Source organism: Roseinatronobacter sp. NSM, assembly GCF_052379845.1.
In the GTDB taxonomy this organism is placed as follows: domain Bacteria; phylum Pseudomonadota; class Alphaproteobacteria; order Rhodobacterales; family Rhodobacteraceae; genus Roseinatronobacter.
Genome location: NZ_JBQTCF010000002.1, coordinates 110,495 through 125,140, shown reverse-complemented (window position 1 = coordinate 125,140; position 14,646 = coordinate 110,495). Strand labels below are relative to the sequence as shown.

Genomic DNA, 14,646 nt, shown 5'->3' with positions numbered 1-14,646 from the left:
GAATGCGGAATTTTTCATCTGCTCGCCAGACAAGCGCCCCGCCACCTGTTATAAGTTTGATCGAAAATGTTACTACCAATGAAGCTGCACCGCAGCATGGACAGGAAAGCTAGAAAATTATGCCGGTAGCAAAAGAAACGGTGAACATTCTTGGCACACGGGGCATTCCCGCGAAGCATGGCGGTTTTGAAACCTTTGCAGAGAACCTTGCACTTTATCTGGTCAGCAAGGGCTGGACAGTGAATGTCTACTGTCAGGATGATACCGGAAACTCGCGGGATGGAACTGTGACGCAGTGGAAAGGCATCAACCTGATCCATTTCGGCACAACGCGTCGGGGCCCGGTGGGGACCATGGATTTTGACCTGAAATGCGCGCGCCATGTGCTGACGCTGGATGGGGTCGATCTGGTGCTTGGGTATAATACGGCCATTTTCAATGTGTTGCAGCGCCTGCGCGGCAGGCGTGTTGTCATGAATATGGACGGGATTGAATGGAAGCGCCAGAAATGGAGTTTGCCTGCGAAGATCTGGTTTTTCATCAATGAAGTGATCGGCGCCAACCTGTGCCATGTTGCGATTGCCGACCATCCCGGCATTGCCGCCCATGTCAGACGGCGCTGTTTCAAGAAGCCTGTGGTCATTCCCTATGGTGCGCCCTTGGTCACAACAGCAGATGCGCCGCCACTTGGTTTGACGCCGGACCGGTATTTCGTGTCCATTGCGCGGATTGAACCGGAAAATTCCATTCTGGAACTTGTGCAGGCTGCCGCCAGCCTGCCGCAGGATTTTCCGGTTGTCATTCTTGGCAAGCTGGAAGATGCAAACCCCTATCATCAGCGGGTCAAGGCTGCCGCGGGTGCGAATGTCATGTTCCCCGGTGCGATTTACGATTCCGCGCAGGTTTCCAGTTTGCGCCTGCATGCGCGCGCGTATCTGCATGGCCATCAGGTCGGCGGCACCAACCCGTCCCTGGTCGAGGCGTTGGGTGCGGGAAATGCGGTGCTGGCGCATGACAACAAGTTCAATCGCTGGACAACAGACAATGCGCAGTTCTATTTCAGTTCCGCAGACAGTTGCGCCAGCTTGATGAACCGGCTTGTCACCGATGACGCGGCCGTTCAGGCCGCGCGTGCCGCTGCGCGCGCGCAGCATGCTGCAAAGTTCATCTGGGAAGATGTGCTGTCCGCATATACCGAAGTTTTGCTGGAAAACCCCAAGAAAACTGCGGTTTCCCCAACTATAGCAAAATGGGCGGAAGTTTGAGATGAAGATTGATTATTTTGCGATACCCGGCCCTGTTCTGATAACGCCGCGGCGCTTTGGCGATGATCGCGGCTGGTTTTGCGAGACGTGGAACAAGGACGCGCTGCGCGCTGCAGGTGTTGATTTGCCTGATTTTGTGCAGGACAATCACAGCTATTCCGCGCCGCGCCACACTTTGCGCGGGTTGCATTACCAGCGCCCCCCCCATGCGCAGGACAAGCTTGTGCGGTGTTCGCGCGGCGCGATACTGGATGTGGCGGTGGATGTGCGCGCGGGCTCGCCCACGTATGGCCAATGGGTCAGTTCCGAACTGACCGCGCAGAATGGCGCACAGCTTTTTGTGCCCAAGGGGTTCTTGCACGGGTTTGTAACCCTGACGGAAGATTGCGAAGTTCAGTATAAATGTTCGGATGTCTATGCGCCCGCATGCGACGGCGCAGTGCGTTGGGACAGTCTTGGTATTGCGTGGGGCACGGATGCGCCGGTGCTGTCTGACAAGGACAGGCAGGCCCCCGCTTTTGCCGAGTTTCAGACACCATTCACGATTGAAGGTTAACCCATGAAGATTTTGATTACAGGCGGTGCAGGGTTCATCGGGTCTGCAGTGGTGCGTCTTGCGGTTGCGCGCGGGTATGGCGTGGTCAATCTGGATGCCCTGACTTATGCGGCGTGCCTGGACAATGTGGCGGGCGTGGCAGACAGCCCGCTTTATGCGTTTGAACAGGCCGATATTCGGGACCGTGCTGCGCTGGACCGCATTTTTGCCACCCATCAGCCTGATGCAGTCATGCATCTGGCCGCCGAGTCCCATGTGGACCGGTCCATTGACGGGCCCGGGGATTTTATTTCCACCAATGTGACCGGCACCTATGAATTGCTGGAAGCTGCGCGCGCCTATTGGGTGGGACGTGGGCGGCCAGAGGGTTTCCGCTTCCATCATATCAGCACGGATGAGGTGTTTGGCAGCCTTGGCGCGACCGGGCAGTTTACCGAAGAAACCCCCTATGACCCGCGCAGCCCCTATTCCGCCAGCAAAGCGGCAAGCGACCATCTGGTGCAGGCATGGCACCATACCTTCGGCCTGCCGGTTGTGCTGACGAATTGTTCCAACAATTACGGGCCGTTCCATTTCCCTGAAAAGCTGGTGCCGGTCATCATCCTGAACGCATTGGCGGGAAAACCCCTGCCCATTTACGGCAATGGGTCCAATGTGCGCGACTGGCTGTATGTCGAGGATCACGCCGACGCGCTTCTGCTGGTGCTGCAGAAGGGCGCGCTGGGGCGCAGCTACAACATTGGCGGTGAGAATGAGCGCACGAATCTGGAACTGGTGCGCACGCTTTGCGCCATTCTGGATGAAAAGCGCCCGCTTGCGCAGGGCAGTTATGCGGACCAGATCACGTTTGTGACGGACCGCCCCGGCCATGATGCGCGCTATGCAATTGACCCTTCGCGCATTAGGGACGAATTGGGCTGGCGTCCTTCGGTCACAGTAGAAGAAGGGCTGGCGCGCACAGTTGAATGGTATCTTGCCAATGAAGGCTGGTGGCGGGCCTTGCAGGAACGTCAGGGCGTGGGCCAGCGGCTGGGGGTGAAGGCATGATCCTTGTCTTCGGGCGCACGGGTCAGGTCGCGTGCGAATTGGCGCGGCTGGCCCCTGAGGCGCTGTTTCTGGACCGTGACCAGGCCGATCTGTCCGATCCGGAAGCCTGCGCGGCGGCCATCCGGGCGCATAGCCCGCATGCTGTCATCAACGCCGCCGCCTATACGGCGGTGGACCGCGCCGAAGAACAAGACGCATTGGCCGCCTATATCAACGGGGCGTCCCCTGCGGCAATGGCGCGCGAATGTGCAGTGCTGGCGGTGCCGTTTGTCCATATCTCGACTGATTATGTGTTTGACGGTGCGGGCACGGCCCCGTTTGCGCCTGACCACCCCACAGCGCCGCTTGGGGCCTATGGGCGCACAAAACTGATGGGGGAACAGGGCGTGCGCGCCGCAGGCGGGGCGCATGCCATTTTGCGCACCTCTTGGGTGTTCTCGGCCCATGGCAACAATTTCGTGCGCACCATGCTGCGCCTGGGGGCGGAACGCGATGTGTTGCGCGTGGTGGCCGACCAGATTGGCGGGCCGACGCCCGCGCGCGCCATCGCGCAGGCCTGTCTGACAATCGCGGAAGCGTTGCAGACCAGCCCGGAAAAATCAGGGACCTATCATTTCAGCGGTGCGCCGGACACCAGTTGGGCGGGGTTTGCGCGCGCCATCATGGCGGGGGCCGGTCTGGACTGCCGGATCGATGATATTGCAACCAGCGAATACCCCACCCCTGCCAAACGCCCGCTGAATTCACGGCTGGAATGCAGCAGCTTGTCCGTGTTCGGGCTGAACAGGCCGGATTGGGAACAGGGATTAACCGAAGTTTTGCACGAACTGAAAGGCATGTCATGACGCAGCGCAAGGGAATTATTCTGGCCGGCGGCACCGGGTCGCGGCTTTGGCCGATCACGATGGGCGTGTCCAAGCAGTTGCTGCCGCTGTATGACAAGCCGATGATCTATTATCCGCTGTCAGTGTTGATGCTGTCTGGCATCCGGCAGGTGGCGATCATCACTACCCCTGAAGACCAAGCGCAGTTCCAGCGCCTTCTGGGCGATGGTGGCCAATGGGGGCTGGAATTCACCTGGATCATTCAAGACAGCCCTGACGGGCTTGCGCAGGCGTATTTGCTGGCCGAGGATTTCTTGGCAGGCGCGCCGTCGCTGATGGTCCTGGGCGACAATATTTTCTTCGGGCACGGGTTGCCGGAAATGCTGGAACGCGCGGACGCGCAAGCCACGGGGGGCACAGTGTTCGGCTACCGTGTGGCCGACCCCGAACGCTACGGTGTGGTGGATTTCGACGCCGAAGGGCGCGTGCGGTCAATCATTGAGAAACCGGAAAATCCGCCATCCAATTACGCGGTAACAGGGCTGTATTGCCTTGACGGCACAGCCCCCGCCAAGGCCGCGCAGGTCGTCCCGTCCGCGCGCGGCGAACTGGAAATTACCAGCCTGCTGGAACTTTATCTGGCCGAAGGCACGCTGTCGGTCGAAACGATGGGGCGCGGCTATGCATGGCTGGACACAGGCACCCATGACAGCTTGCTGGACGCCGCGAATTTTGTGCGCACGCTGCAACTGCGCCAGGGTCTGCAGATCGGCTGCCCCGAGGAAATAGCCTTTCAGCAAGGCTGGATTTCACGCAGCGATCTGGAAGCGCAGGCCACGAAACTGGGCAAAAGCGGATATGGGCAGTACCTGAAAACACGTTTCCTGACTGATAAGGTTTAGGGGGCACCATGCGAGTTCTGCTAGCGCATAAGTTCCATGAACTGACAGGCGGCGCTGAAGTATTCTTTCACGAAACAGAAAAAGCTTTGCGCGCCGCAGGGCATGATACATGGATGCTTGCCACCGGGAAAAAACAGCCCGACACGCCCGACAACGTGACGTTATGGGACGCGCCAGCCTATGATGCGCCGGGGCTTTTGGCGCGTGCAGCCAGCGTTCCACCTGCGATCTATAACCCGCGCAACAAGGCACGGATGGCCGCCCTTCTGGACCAGTTCAAGCCCGATTTGCTGCATGTTTTTGCGACAAATGTGCATCTTAGTCCGGCGATATTTTCTGCCGCACATGACCGGAATATTCCTGTGGTCATGAGCTGCAATGATTACAAGCATATCTGCCCGAACTATAAGCTGTTCCATCACCAGAAAATCTGCACTGAATGCCAGGGTGGAAAATTCTGGCGGGCAGTTGCGAACAAGTGCTGCAAGGAAAACCTGCCGTTGTCAGTCGCCAGCATGACAGAGGCGTATGTTCACAACAGCTTGAAAGTATATGACAAGATTGCGCATTTCACCTTCTCCAGTGAATTTATGGCCCGCAAAACCGAAGAATTCTGGCAAGGCAAGCCGTTCAGTTGGTCGAAAATGCGCAATCCGTTCAATTCGGCCGCTGTGAACGCCACAGATACATATGATGGCTATGGCCTGTATTTCGGGCGGCTGATTGATGAAAAGGGCGTAGACCGGATTGTAGAGGCCGCAGACCGTATTGATAATTTCCCGATCAAGATTGTAGGGAACGGCCCCGACCAGCAAAGGCTTGAGAAGATGGTCGCTGAACGCGGCCTGACAAATATAGAGTTTCTGGGCCCTCGTTGGGGCGCGGAACTGGATGTCGTGCTTGAAAATGCCCGTTTTGTAATTGTCCCGTCACTTTGGCACGAAAATTTTCCGTATGTCATCAATCAGTCCTTTGCTGCGGCGCGGCCTGTGATCGGTGCCCACCGGGGCGGAATCACTGAATTGGTCGAACACGGCCAACGCGGGTTAATTTTCGATCCCGACAACATTGAAGAATTGGCGCAGTGCATTCGCGCACTTGCACAAGACGCAGATCTTGCGCGCAGCATGGGCCAGCGCGCCAAACACTGGTCCGACAGCGTGTTCAGCCCCGACGTATTTTTGAAGGAAATAGAAACCGCTTATGACACAGCATTCCAAACATATCGTAATCATCGGGGGTAACGGCTTCATCGGGGATGAGGCCGTGCGCCAGGCCCTTGCATCCGGGCATCGCGTGACATCTGTTGGGCGCAGCATGAAACCATCGGTCGAGTATGCGGGCGCGTTTGATTATGTTCCGGGTGGTCTTGGTGCACTGGTGGACAAGGCGGAATTGATCAAAACCGTTGATGCTGTCTGGCACCTTGCCTCCTCGACTGTTCCGGCCCAAGCCACGGCTGACCCGCGTGGGGACGCGCAGGACAACTTGCTTCCCCTTATCACCCTGTTGGAAGAAATGCGGCGTTTGGGTCAGACCCGTTTGCTGTATTTGTCATCAGGCGGGGCCATCTATGGCCCACCGGAACAATTGCCCATACCAGAGACACACCCGCTTCGGCCCGCTTCAGCTTATGGCGCGACAAAACTTGCCGCCGAAGCCTATATTCGCCTGTATCAGGATATGTACGGGCTGCGCCCCGTCATTATTCGCCCTGCCAACCCTTACGGGCCGGGACAGCAGAAGCTGGGTGTTCTGGGCGCGGTCACTACTTTTGTGAATGCGGCGCTGAACAACAAGCCCATTACCATATGGGGGGATGGAAGCGCTGTGCGCGATTTTGTGCATGTGCGCGATCTTGTCCAACTGATGCTGGCCACACTGGAAAACCCTGTTTTGGGGGCATATAATTGTGGCTACGGACAAGGAACATCATTGAACACCTTATGTGATGTTGTCGAGCAAGCCACCGGCGTGCAGATCACGCGCAATATGCACCCTGCGCGCCCGTTTGACCCCCTGAAGGTGGTGCTGGATATTTCCAAGGCGAAGCGCGATTTGGGCTGGACGCCGAATATTACGCTGGCGCAAGGCGTGGCAGATCTTGTCGCCCGTCGCTGAGTGAAATTATCCCTCGGAACCAGAACACTGACCTGCCACTGTGGGGGCCATGTCGAACGTCCATTCGGGGAATATGCGGCAATTTCACGGGAGGGGCGGTGTCAAGCAGGCGGGGGGCCAGACAGTTTGCCCCATGCGCGGCAGAAGTGTCTTGAAGGTGTCGGTCTGGCCGCAGATACTAAGGCGTGACGTTTTATTGCCGCCCACGAAAAGCCCCGTTTTTCTGTAGCCTATCCCCCAAAAGGAGCTGACTTTGCCCCCAGCCTTTGGAACCAGCGGCCTGCGAGGCCTTGTGTCGGAGCTGACCGATGACGTCATCACGGATATTGTGCGCGCCTATCTGGCCATCTGCCAGCATGGCGGCACGGTGATTGTGGGTTGGGACTTGCGCCCCTCCTCGCCCGGGATTGCTGAAACTGTGTTGGCGGCGATCCGCGCGGCAGGGGTCCAGCCGGTGCGGGCCGGTGCCGTGCCAACACCCGCGCTGGCGGCTGCGGCTGCGGCGCGGGGCTGCGGCGCGGTCATGGTGACGGGTAGCCACATTCCGGCAGACAGAAACGGGTTGAAATTCTATACCACCGCGGGCGAGATTTCCAAACATGATGAGCAGGCCATTCAAGCGGCCTCTGGTCAGGAATGGCCATTGGCCCGCACCTTGCCGGATGTTGAGGACGCCCCCGGGGTGGCAGCCGCTTATGTTGCGCGCTTTGTATCTGCCTATGGGCCGCACGCGCTGTCAGGCTTGCGCATTGGCGTTTATCAGCACAGTTCCGTTGCGCGTGATCTGATGATGGACCTTTTCGCGGGCCTTGGTGCGAGTGCAGTTCCATTGGCGCGCGCCGATCACTTCATTCCTGTTGATACCGAAGCGGTTGCCGCTGAAACCCGCGCGCAACTTGCCGCGTGGTGTGCTGAACACAGGCTGGATGCGCTTGTGTCGACAGATGGCGATGCGGACCGCCCCCTGCTGTGCGATGCACAGGGCAATGTGGTCGCGGGCGATGTGTTGGGCGTGCTGACCGCGCGGGCGCTGGGGGCTGACGTGGTTTGCACGCCAGTCTCATCCAATTCCATGGTGGGTATGATCCCTGAATTTACCGCTGTGCACCGCACGCGCATAGGCTCGCCCTATGTTCTGGCTGCGATGGATGCGGTCCTTGCGGCCGACCCGACCAGCCGCGTTGTGGGCTATGAGGCCAATGGTGGCTTTTTACTGGGCTTTGCCGCTGCTGGTCCCGCAGGTCCGCTGCCGCCCTTGATGACGCGTGACAGTATGTTGCCGGTCATCGCACCGATGGCGTTTACCCATGCCAAGGGGCAAGGCGTCGGTGGTTTGCTGCGCGAACTGCCTGATCGGTTTACAGCATCCGACCGCGTGCAAGGTATTCCGACCGACGCATCGAGTAGGCTGATACATCGGCTGTCTGTTGACGCCCGCGCCCGCGCCGAATTTTTCGATGCGGGCACGCCCGAAGCGGGGCTTGATCTGACTGACGGGTTGCGGGTGCTGTTCGCGGACGGGCTGGTTGTGCATTTGCGCCCATCGGGCAACGCGCCCGAATGCCGCTGCTACACTGAAGCCCCCACTGCTGCCCAAGCGCAAAATCTTCTGGCAGTTCATTTGCAGAAGCTGCGCAATGCCTTGCGTGACCGTATGACGTGATTGGAAACAGATGTTGAAGTGTTTGGAAATCAAATATGTTTTGCGCGCGTGTAAACACTTTGATCAGTCTGCGGCAGTGCTGTAGAAGAAAATCCTACAACAACAAAAACTATCGTGGTGCGTTGCAGGTTTTTGAATGGATTTCAACGGGTCTTGTTTTTGACATAGGTGGCTTGAAATGATTACACCGGTTATCCTTAGTGGTGGTTCGGGGACACGGTTATGGCCCTTGTCGCGGAAAAGCTACCCCAAGCAGTTTGTGCCCCTGATTGGCCATGAAACGCTGTTTCAAGCTTCTGCGCGGCGTGTCAGCGGTGCGGGTTTCGGCGCAGCGATTGTTATCACCAATTCCGACTTCCGATTCATCGTTCAGGACCAATTGGCCGATATCGGACTTTCGGCGCAGACCATTTTGATTGAACCGGAGGCGCGCAATACGGCGCCGGCGGTGCTGGCGGCTGCTTTGCATGCGCAGCGCAGTGACCCAAATGCGGTTTTGCTGGTCACCCCCTCGGACCATGTTGTGCCTGATACTGCCGCTTTCGTCGCATCTGTGGAGGCAGGGCTGGGCGCGGTCAAACAAGGGCGTCTGGTGACGTTCGGGATTCAGCCCACCTACCCGGAAACCGGTTATGGCTATCTGGAGCTGAGTGAGGACCTGCACAGCGATGGGGCCGTGGTCGCGCTGTCGCGGTTTGTTGAAAAACCTGAACTGGCCCGCGCGAAAGACATGCTGGAAAGCGGGCGGCATCTGTGGAATTCCGGCATTTTCCTGTTTCGCGCGTCCGATATAGTTGCCGCGTTCCAGCAGTATATGCCCGGGATGCTGGCGCAGGTCACACAGGCGCTGGAACAGGCGGAGGAAGATCTTGGTTTTCTGAGGCTGGCACCCGAACCTTGGGTCCAGATGCAGGATATTTCCATCGACCACGCGGTTATGGAAAAAGCCAGCAACCTGTCGGTTGTGCCTTTTGGCGCTGGGTGGTCCGATCTTGGCAGTTGGGATGCGGTTTGGGGCGAAGGGGCGCGTGACGAGAATGGCGTGCAACTGTCCGGCGATGCTACGGCGATTGACTGTGAAGATAGCCTGTTGCGTGCCGATAGTGATGATCTTACAGTCGTGGGCCTTGGGCTGAAGGGCGTTGTGGTCGTGGCCATGAATGACGCTGTTCTGGTTGTGGACAAGACGCGCACCCAAGACGTGAAACTGGCAGTGGCGGCGCTGAAGGCAAAAGGCGTGAAGCAGGCCACAGACCTGCCAAAAGACCACCGCCCTTGGGGGTGGTTCGAAAGCCTTGCTGTCGGCGCGCGCTTTCAGGTCAAGCGCATACATGTTCACCCGGGCGCCGCACTGTCGCTGCAAAGCCATTTCCACCGCTCCGAACACTGGATCGTGGTCGAAGGCACCGCAAAGGTCACCGTGGGCGATGACACCCGTTTGGTCACCGAAAACGAGTCCATCTACATTCCGCTGGGCGCCGTTCACCGGATGGAAAACCCTGGCAAAGTGCCGATGGTCCTTATCGAGGTGCAGACTGGTTCATATGTCGGCGAAGATGACATCATACGCTATGAAGACAAATACGCGCGCGGGCAGGGCAAGAAGGGCTGACGGCACGGCCAATCCCGCAAAATGCTGCATGTTCGTCGAAACCTACCGTCAGTTCCCTGACCTCAGCCCTGATTGTGGCATTGGGCTAACTGAAGACAGTAAAAGCTCGCCGCTCTGATGTGTTATATACGAGCTAAATTTTTTGTTGATTTATAGTTTTTGTCAACTTTCTTTCGCTTGGTAGGATGCTAGTTAGTCCTAAGCCATACGTCATCAACTTCCGCAGCTTCCTTAGCCAAAGATAAATTCCGAAAGCCCTTACTAGTAATTTATATCTGAAGGCGGTGGATTGAGCATTATATCCAAGTTTTTGCATTTGATCTCCTACAACCTTTTCAACCCATACAGTTAACTTTGGAGTCGCTTCAGATGAGCCCTTCGCTTTGTCTACGATAGTGTTACCAAGAGCATTTGACTTCCACTGAAGTTCCCACTCAGGAACCGCCTCCCCAAGAGGAGTATCAGTTATCTTTCTACCTGTTAAAAATTTAACATCTATTTTTCTTAGTGTTCTATCCCAATCTTCTACAAGATCTTCATAGTGGACTAACACCACATTCTTATCACTTTTACACAATTTTTCATGCAAGTATCCCCATTCAAGTAAATAAAAAATATCAGACTTAGTCGCCCACGGAACCTTTTTAAGTGAAAGTAATACATTCACTGGGTTTCGTACTATTACAATAATAGGGGATTCTGGAAAGTCGGCACGAATTTGATCAATCATCCTAAAATGATCCGGTGTCTTCTCTACTACTATTTCAGCGGAGTTTCTCTTTGCATAGATATCTACAACGTTCCTGAAGAAACTCACTCTATTAGTTTTCGAAGTGGAATTAGAGTTATTGCCCACTAACTTGAAATCAATTTCGAGATCTCGCAGTCGAAGTCGATCAGAAAATTCATTTGAAATGCGCTCAACCGGAATTTTCCTTCGAGGAAAAAAACAGCTTTCGAGGATATCAGTGTAAAAATGCGTTTCGGGAGTGCTGCATACTCCTTCAAAGCGGCTCAGGGACGTCGCCAAGAATGTAGTTCCCGAACGAGGAAATCCAACTAAAAATATGAGTTCTGCCATTTCTACTGTCCTGAAGTGTAAAGTGAACGTCTTGAGAACACAGCCAGTAGGATCAGACAAGCCATTACACCGCCAGTTTGATCAAGAAAGCCGACACTGAAGCACATACTCAAAAGGATGCCCGCGAATACGCTTTTTGTGAGCGCATTTGCAACCCTAGGATTGTCCTCTAATTCTGCCCGACCGTAAAGTAATTTCGTTACACCGAATATCAATGACAGCAGGCCTATTACACCAAAAATACCCAGCTCTATGAATGTTTCTAGAAAGGCATTGTGCATTTCAAGTCCGAAGATGCTCACGAACGTAGACTGGCCGGGGCCAAATCCGAAAAAGGGTGAGTCCAGCGCAATTCTAAAATGAAGCACCCAGTTAACTATTCGCCATGCCATTGAAGATTGCACAAAACGATAATCGTACTGTGTCGTATCAAAAGCCGTATAGGTTAAAAAAGTTGAAAGTGACGCTAGATCATCAAATCTATTAGATACTAATATAGAAATAGTAAGTCCAAACAAAACGCCAATAAAAATAAACGGTTTTACCAATGGTTTGGCAGAAAAATAAACGTATACCATCATTACTATTGCTAGCATTAGCCACGCAGTTCTTGCATAGGTGAGGTATATTGATATAAATGCTAAAGCGATTGTGATAATGTATAGGATTGACACCGGCTTCCGCAGCTTTATCCGCAAAACTTCAGATAAAACGATAAATATAACTGTTTGCATCGCGAAAGTGACCGGATGCGCCGTTAGGCCGTAAACACGTTTTATTCCTGAGCCAGCGCGTTCTATGAAAACTTTATCTGTCCCAATTTGAATCATGCAGAAAATAAAACCAAACACTAAGATTAATTTTGAAAATAAGAATAGCTTTTCCATGATGTCATGTGTAATTGATATCGTAAAAAAGTAGTTTAATAATAAAAAATATAAAATGAGTGATGAGATAGTTGTTGATGCAGATCCATAGTTCTGAATGTCATTCAGAAGAAACGAAAAAAATGAGGCTATACCCATCGTTGAAATGCCAAAAAAAATTGGCGCCAACTTTGAGCTGAACGTAAGCTTAGTAAGCAAATTAAACGCTAGCGCAATCATTATGATGGCAGATGTCACCAGTGAAATACGCGTTGAGAATTGAGCATCAAGTCCACCAGATATGAAGCGAACGTATAGCAAAAATAAAATAAAGGAAAAAAATCTCATTCTCGCGACCTGTTTTGCTCATTTTCTAGTGTTTTGCGAAGTAACAAGAACGCGATTAGACGCGAGCTGAAAGTGATTAACATTACACTGATAGCCATACCGATAGTGCCGTGGGTGCTAACGAGTATTAGTGCAACGAATATGAAAGAAACGATCGCAATGATTTGCACGCTTTGTACACTTCTTTCCCTATTGCAAAGCTCAAGAGCAGCAAATGCCGGTCCAAATGCACTTTGTATCACAGCTGATGCTGCTAGTATTTGGACAAGACGATAGCTATCGCCGTAACCCTCACCAAATAGATTCAATATGTCTGCCGAAAAATAGAAAATAATCGCGGCTACTGCCGTTGTTGGCACAAATGCGTGGATAGTGGCATGCTGAACCATTGCCCGAACCTTGTCACGTTCCCCCGAATGCCATGCCGCCGAAATTTTCGGGCCAACGACAATATTCTGGCTCAGCAGGAAAAAATGACACAACATCGCCACACGGTTTGCCGCGAAGTAATAGGCCGCTGGCTCCCCGCCCAGCACCAGCGCCACGATGACCACATCGGCATTGGTCAGGAACATGGACGCCACGCCATTTACCCAGAAGGGAACAACTGTACGCCGCCAGTCCTGCGGTGTGTCGCGCAGGGTGCTGCGGTCCAGTCTCGGGCGGGGCATGGTTCGTCCCATCACCGCGCCTTGCCCCATGATCAGGACAACCAGCACGCCGATCATCAGCGCCACGACAGTTCCCAACGCCAGGTCTTCGCCACCGCCCCAGAAATACACTGCCGCTGCCGCCACCAGCACCAAGGCGCGCCACAGTATTTCCTTTGGCACCAGCGCCAGCATGACAGACCGCCACGCGCGCGCCAGGTGGGCTTGCATGTCGATCCAGCCCACAAGCGGAATCAGCGCAAGCCCCGCGAAGACCGGCCATGGCACAGCGCGCAATCCTGTGCTGTCCGCGATCAGCAATGCCACCCCAAGCAGCACAGTCAGGCCGATCATACCCGTCAGGCCCAGCGTGAAGGCACGGTTGATCATGCTACGGGTTTGTTCGGCATCGTCGCCTTGCAATTTGCGCAGGGGGGGGATGAAGCGCAGAATTGCCGTGCGCTGTCCCAGAATTCCCGTAACTGACAGCAGTAATGAGCCGGTCAGCAACGCGCCGACAATGCCGAAATCCGCCGGGGCCATCATGCGTGCAAGGAGCAGCACAAAGATATAGCTGACAGCCGCAGCCGTCACCTTGATAATGAATACACCAGAGGCTTCAAACCGTCTCATGCAACCAGACGCTTGCGCAGCCAGCCGAGGAGATTGCGCACGCGCCCTAGATTTAGAGCAAGCGCGCCGATCAGCTTCACAGGCATCAACAGTTTCTGAAAGACTATTGGGAAAAAGCCTGCATGAGAATCACTTTGTGCATATCCCAGACTCTTCATCAGCTCTGAATTGGTTCTTTCGCAGATGGTGATTTCTGATGCGGACAGTCCGCCACTGCGCCAAGCATCACTGCGCGTATTATCTATGCCGACAGTTCCGAAGCTATCTTGCCTCGTTGATGAATTGATTTGGTCAACATTTAGCATATCTTGATCGTAGATTACCCCAACATGCACGCAGATCTTCTGCAAGGTGTCCTGCGGCTGTTCCAGCAGATCCTCGAACCGGATTGTCAGAACGCGGTCACGGGGCCTGCAACCGGCTGTTACGGCCGACTTCCACAAGAGGGACATGGTCAGCGGATGGTAGTTCATCCATGAGCGAAGCGCCTCGAACCGTGGAATTGGCGCCCCCATGGACCGGCGCCGCCATTTGTTCTTTTGCGACAGCAATACATCACGCGGGTCGCGGACCATGTTTATGACCACGGCATCGGGATATGCAGCCAGGATTGCGTCGATGTGGAATACGTTTCGCGGGGTCTGTTCGCAGGCGATCACTGCGCCATGGCGTCGTGCCTCGGTCAGCATGGTAGCGCGCAGCAATGCCGCATGCGTCCGTGGCATTACCTTGTTGATGATATCCTGCGCTTCTGCAACGAACCTTTCGGGTTCACGGCGCTTGAAGTAGCCCAATCTGAAGATCGAGATGAGACGCGCCACCAAATCTATTGCCCGCGCATCCTCGACAGCATTATCAGAGGCAAACTGCTCTGCGGTGACCATCTGTTCGATGTAGTGCAATTCCGGGAAGCCATGAATGGCGCTGTTGCGCCCCAGCACACGCGACATCATTGTGGTGCCGCTGCGGCTGTTGCCGACGACAAATACCATTTTTGCAGAAGGATGCGTCATTCAAAAAACCCTCGATTGCGTGGTGTCCCCGAAGGGCCGGGATTTACCATGCTTTTCGATGTCGG

13 protein-coding genes are annotated in these 14,646 nt (G+C 54.8%); 9 read left to right on the top strand and 4 right to left on the bottom strand.

From position 1 onward, the window contains the following. Nucleotides 1-119 precede the first annotated feature (119 nt). The 9 genes from ACTZWY_RS01805 to ACTZWY_RS01765 all read left to right on the top strand — a co-directional run bounded on the left by ACTZWY_RS01805 (nt 120) and on the right by ACTZWY_RS01765 (nt 9,990). The gene (locus tag ACTZWY_RS01805) at nt 120-1,265 is read left to right on the top strand and encodes a DUF1972 domain-containing protein (RefSeq protein ID WP_444788958.1); all 1,146 of its coding nucleotides are present in this window, start codon (nt 120-122) and stop codon (nt 1,263-1,265) included. Between the two features lies 1 nt (nt 1,266). Next, a complete protein-coding gene (gene rfbC, locus ACTZWY_RS01800; RefSeq protein ID WP_444788957.1) occupies nt 1,267-1,821 on the top strand; it encodes a dTDP-4-dehydrorhamnose 3,5-epimerase in 555 nt (184 codons plus the stop codon). Between the two features lie 3 nt (nt 1,822-1,824). Further along, nucleotides 1,825-2,868 carry a dTDP-glucose 4,6-dehydratase gene (rfbB, locus tag ACTZWY_RS01795; protein ID WP_444788956.1) on the top strand — a complete coding sequence of 348 codons (1,044 nt, stop codon included), beginning with the start codon at nt 1,825-1,827 and terminating at the stop codon, nt 2,866-2,868. Beyond that, on the top strand, nt 2,865-3,713 hold the full coding sequence (rfbD, locus tag ACTZWY_RS01790; protein WP_444788955.1) for a dTDP-4-dehydrorhamnose reductase: 849 nt from the start codon (nt 2,865-2,867) through the stop codon (nt 3,711-3,713). Before rfbB ends, rfbD begins: the two co-directional genes overlap by 4 nt. Further along, on the top strand, nt 3,710-4,594 hold the full coding sequence (rfbA, locus tag ACTZWY_RS01785) for a glucose-1-phosphate thymidylyltransferase RfbA (protein WP_444788954.1): 885 nt from the start codon (nt 3,710-3,712) through the stop codon (nt 4,592-4,594). Before rfbD ends, rfbA begins: the two co-directional genes overlap by 4 nt. Before the next feature lie 8 nt (nt 4,595-4,602). Then, the gene (locus ACTZWY_RS01780; RefSeq protein ID WP_444788953.1) at nt 4,603-5,838 is read left to right on the top strand and encodes a glycosyltransferase; all 1,236 of its coding nucleotides are present in this window, start codon (nt 4,603-4,605) and stop codon (nt 5,836-5,838) included. Continuing rightward, nucleotides 5,798-6,715: an NAD-dependent epimerase/dehydratase family protein gene (locus ACTZWY_RS01775; RefSeq protein WP_444788952.1), complete on the top strand. Its 918-nt coding sequence runs from the start codon at nt 5,798-5,800 to the stop codon at nt 6,713-6,715. The genes ACTZWY_RS01780 and ACTZWY_RS01775 overlap by 41 nt, the downstream gene beginning before the upstream one ends. Before the next feature lie 253 nt (nt 6,716-6,968). Further along, nucleotides 6,969-8,378 (top strand): phosphomannomutase, encoded by a 1,410-nt coding sequence (locus ACTZWY_RS01770; protein ID WP_444788951.1) that lies wholly within the window; start codon nt 6,969-6,971, stop codon nt 8,376-8,378. Between the two features lie 178 nt (nt 8,379-8,556). Next, nucleotides 8,557-9,990, top strand: a complete 1,434-nt coding sequence (locus ACTZWY_RS01765; RefSeq protein ID WP_444788950.1) for a mannose-1-phosphate guanylyltransferase/mannose-6-phosphate isomerase — start codon at nt 8,557-8,559, stop codon at nt 9,988-9,990. Between the two features lie 133 nt (nt 9,991-10,123). On the opposite strand, the gene ACTZWY_RS01760 is transcribed toward ACTZWY_RS01765, so the two are convergent. From ACTZWY_RS01760 to ACTZWY_RS01745, 4 genes are read right to left on the bottom strand one after another with little or no spacing between them, the layout of a single operon-like run. Beyond that, nucleotides 10,124-11,071 (bottom strand): sulfotransferase family protein, encoded by a 948-nt coding sequence (locus ACTZWY_RS01760; protein WP_444788949.1) that lies wholly within the window; start codon nt 11,069-11,071, stop codon nt 10,124-10,126. Between the two features lie 2 nt (nt 11,072-11,073). After that, nucleotides 11,074-12,285, bottom strand: a complete 1,212-nt coding sequence (locus ACTZWY_RS01755; protein WP_444788948.1) for an O-antigen ligase family protein — start codon at nt 12,283-12,285, stop codon at nt 11,074-11,076. Then, nucleotides 12,282-13,568: a lipopolysaccharide biosynthesis protein gene (locus ACTZWY_RS01750; protein WP_444788947.1), complete on the bottom strand. Its 1,287-nt coding sequence runs from the start codon at nt 13,566-13,568 to the stop codon at nt 12,282-12,284. Before ACTZWY_RS01750 ends, ACTZWY_RS01755 begins: the two co-directional genes overlap by 4 nt. After that, nucleotides 13,565-14,581 (bottom strand): sulfotransferase family protein, encoded by a 1,017-nt coding sequence (locus ACTZWY_RS01745; protein WP_444788946.1) that lies wholly within the window; start codon nt 14,579-14,581, stop codon nt 13,565-13,567. The genes ACTZWY_RS01750 and ACTZWY_RS01745 overlap by 4 nt, the downstream gene beginning before the upstream one ends. Nucleotides 14,582-14,646 lie beyond the last annotated feature (65 nt).

Coding starts and splice junctions, on each gene's coding strand:
- ACTZWY_RS01805 (WP_444788958.1), top strand. CDS start 120: ATGCCGGTAGCAAAAGAAACGGTGAACATTCTTGGCACACGGGGCATT.
- rfbC (WP_444788957.1), top strand. CDS start 1,267: ATGAAGATTGATTATTTTGCGATACCCGGCCCTGTTCTGATAACGCCG.
- rfbB (WP_444788956.1), top strand. CDS start 1,825: ATGAAGATTTTGATTACAGGCGGTGCAGGGTTCATCGGGTCTGCAGTG.
- rfbD (WP_444788955.1), top strand. CDS start 2,865: ATGATCCTTGTCTTCGGGCGCACGGGTCAGGTCGCGTGCGAATTGGCG.
- rfbA (WP_444788954.1), top strand. CDS start 3,710: ATGACGCAGCGCAAGGGAATTATTCTGGCCGGCGGCACCGGGTCGCGG.
- ACTZWY_RS01780 (WP_444788953.1), top strand. CDS start 4,603: ATGCGAGTTCTGCTAGCGCATAAGTTCCATGAACTGACAGGCGGCGCT.
- ACTZWY_RS01775 (WP_444788952.1), top strand. CDS start 5,798: ATGACACAGCATTCCAAACATATCGTAATCATCGGGGGTAACGGCTTC.
- ACTZWY_RS01765 (WP_444788950.1), top strand. CDS start 8,557: ATGATTACACCGGTTATCCTTAGTGGTGGTTCGGGGACACGGTTATGG.
- ACTZWY_RS01760 (WP_444788949.1), bottom strand. CDS start 11,071: ATGGCAGAACTCATATTTTTAGTTGGATTTCCTCGTTCGGGAACTACA.
- ACTZWY_RS01755 (WP_444788948.1), bottom strand. CDS start 12,285: ATGAGATTTTTTTCCTTTATTTTATTTTTGCTATACGTTCGCTTCATA.
- ACTZWY_RS01750 (WP_444788947.1), bottom strand. CDS start 13,568: ATGAGACGGTTTGAAGCCTCTGGTGTATTCATTATCAAGGTGACGGCT.
- ACTZWY_RS01745 (WP_444788946.1), bottom strand. CDS start 14,581: ATGACGCATCCTTCTGCAAAAATGGTATTTGTCGTCGGCAACAGCCGC.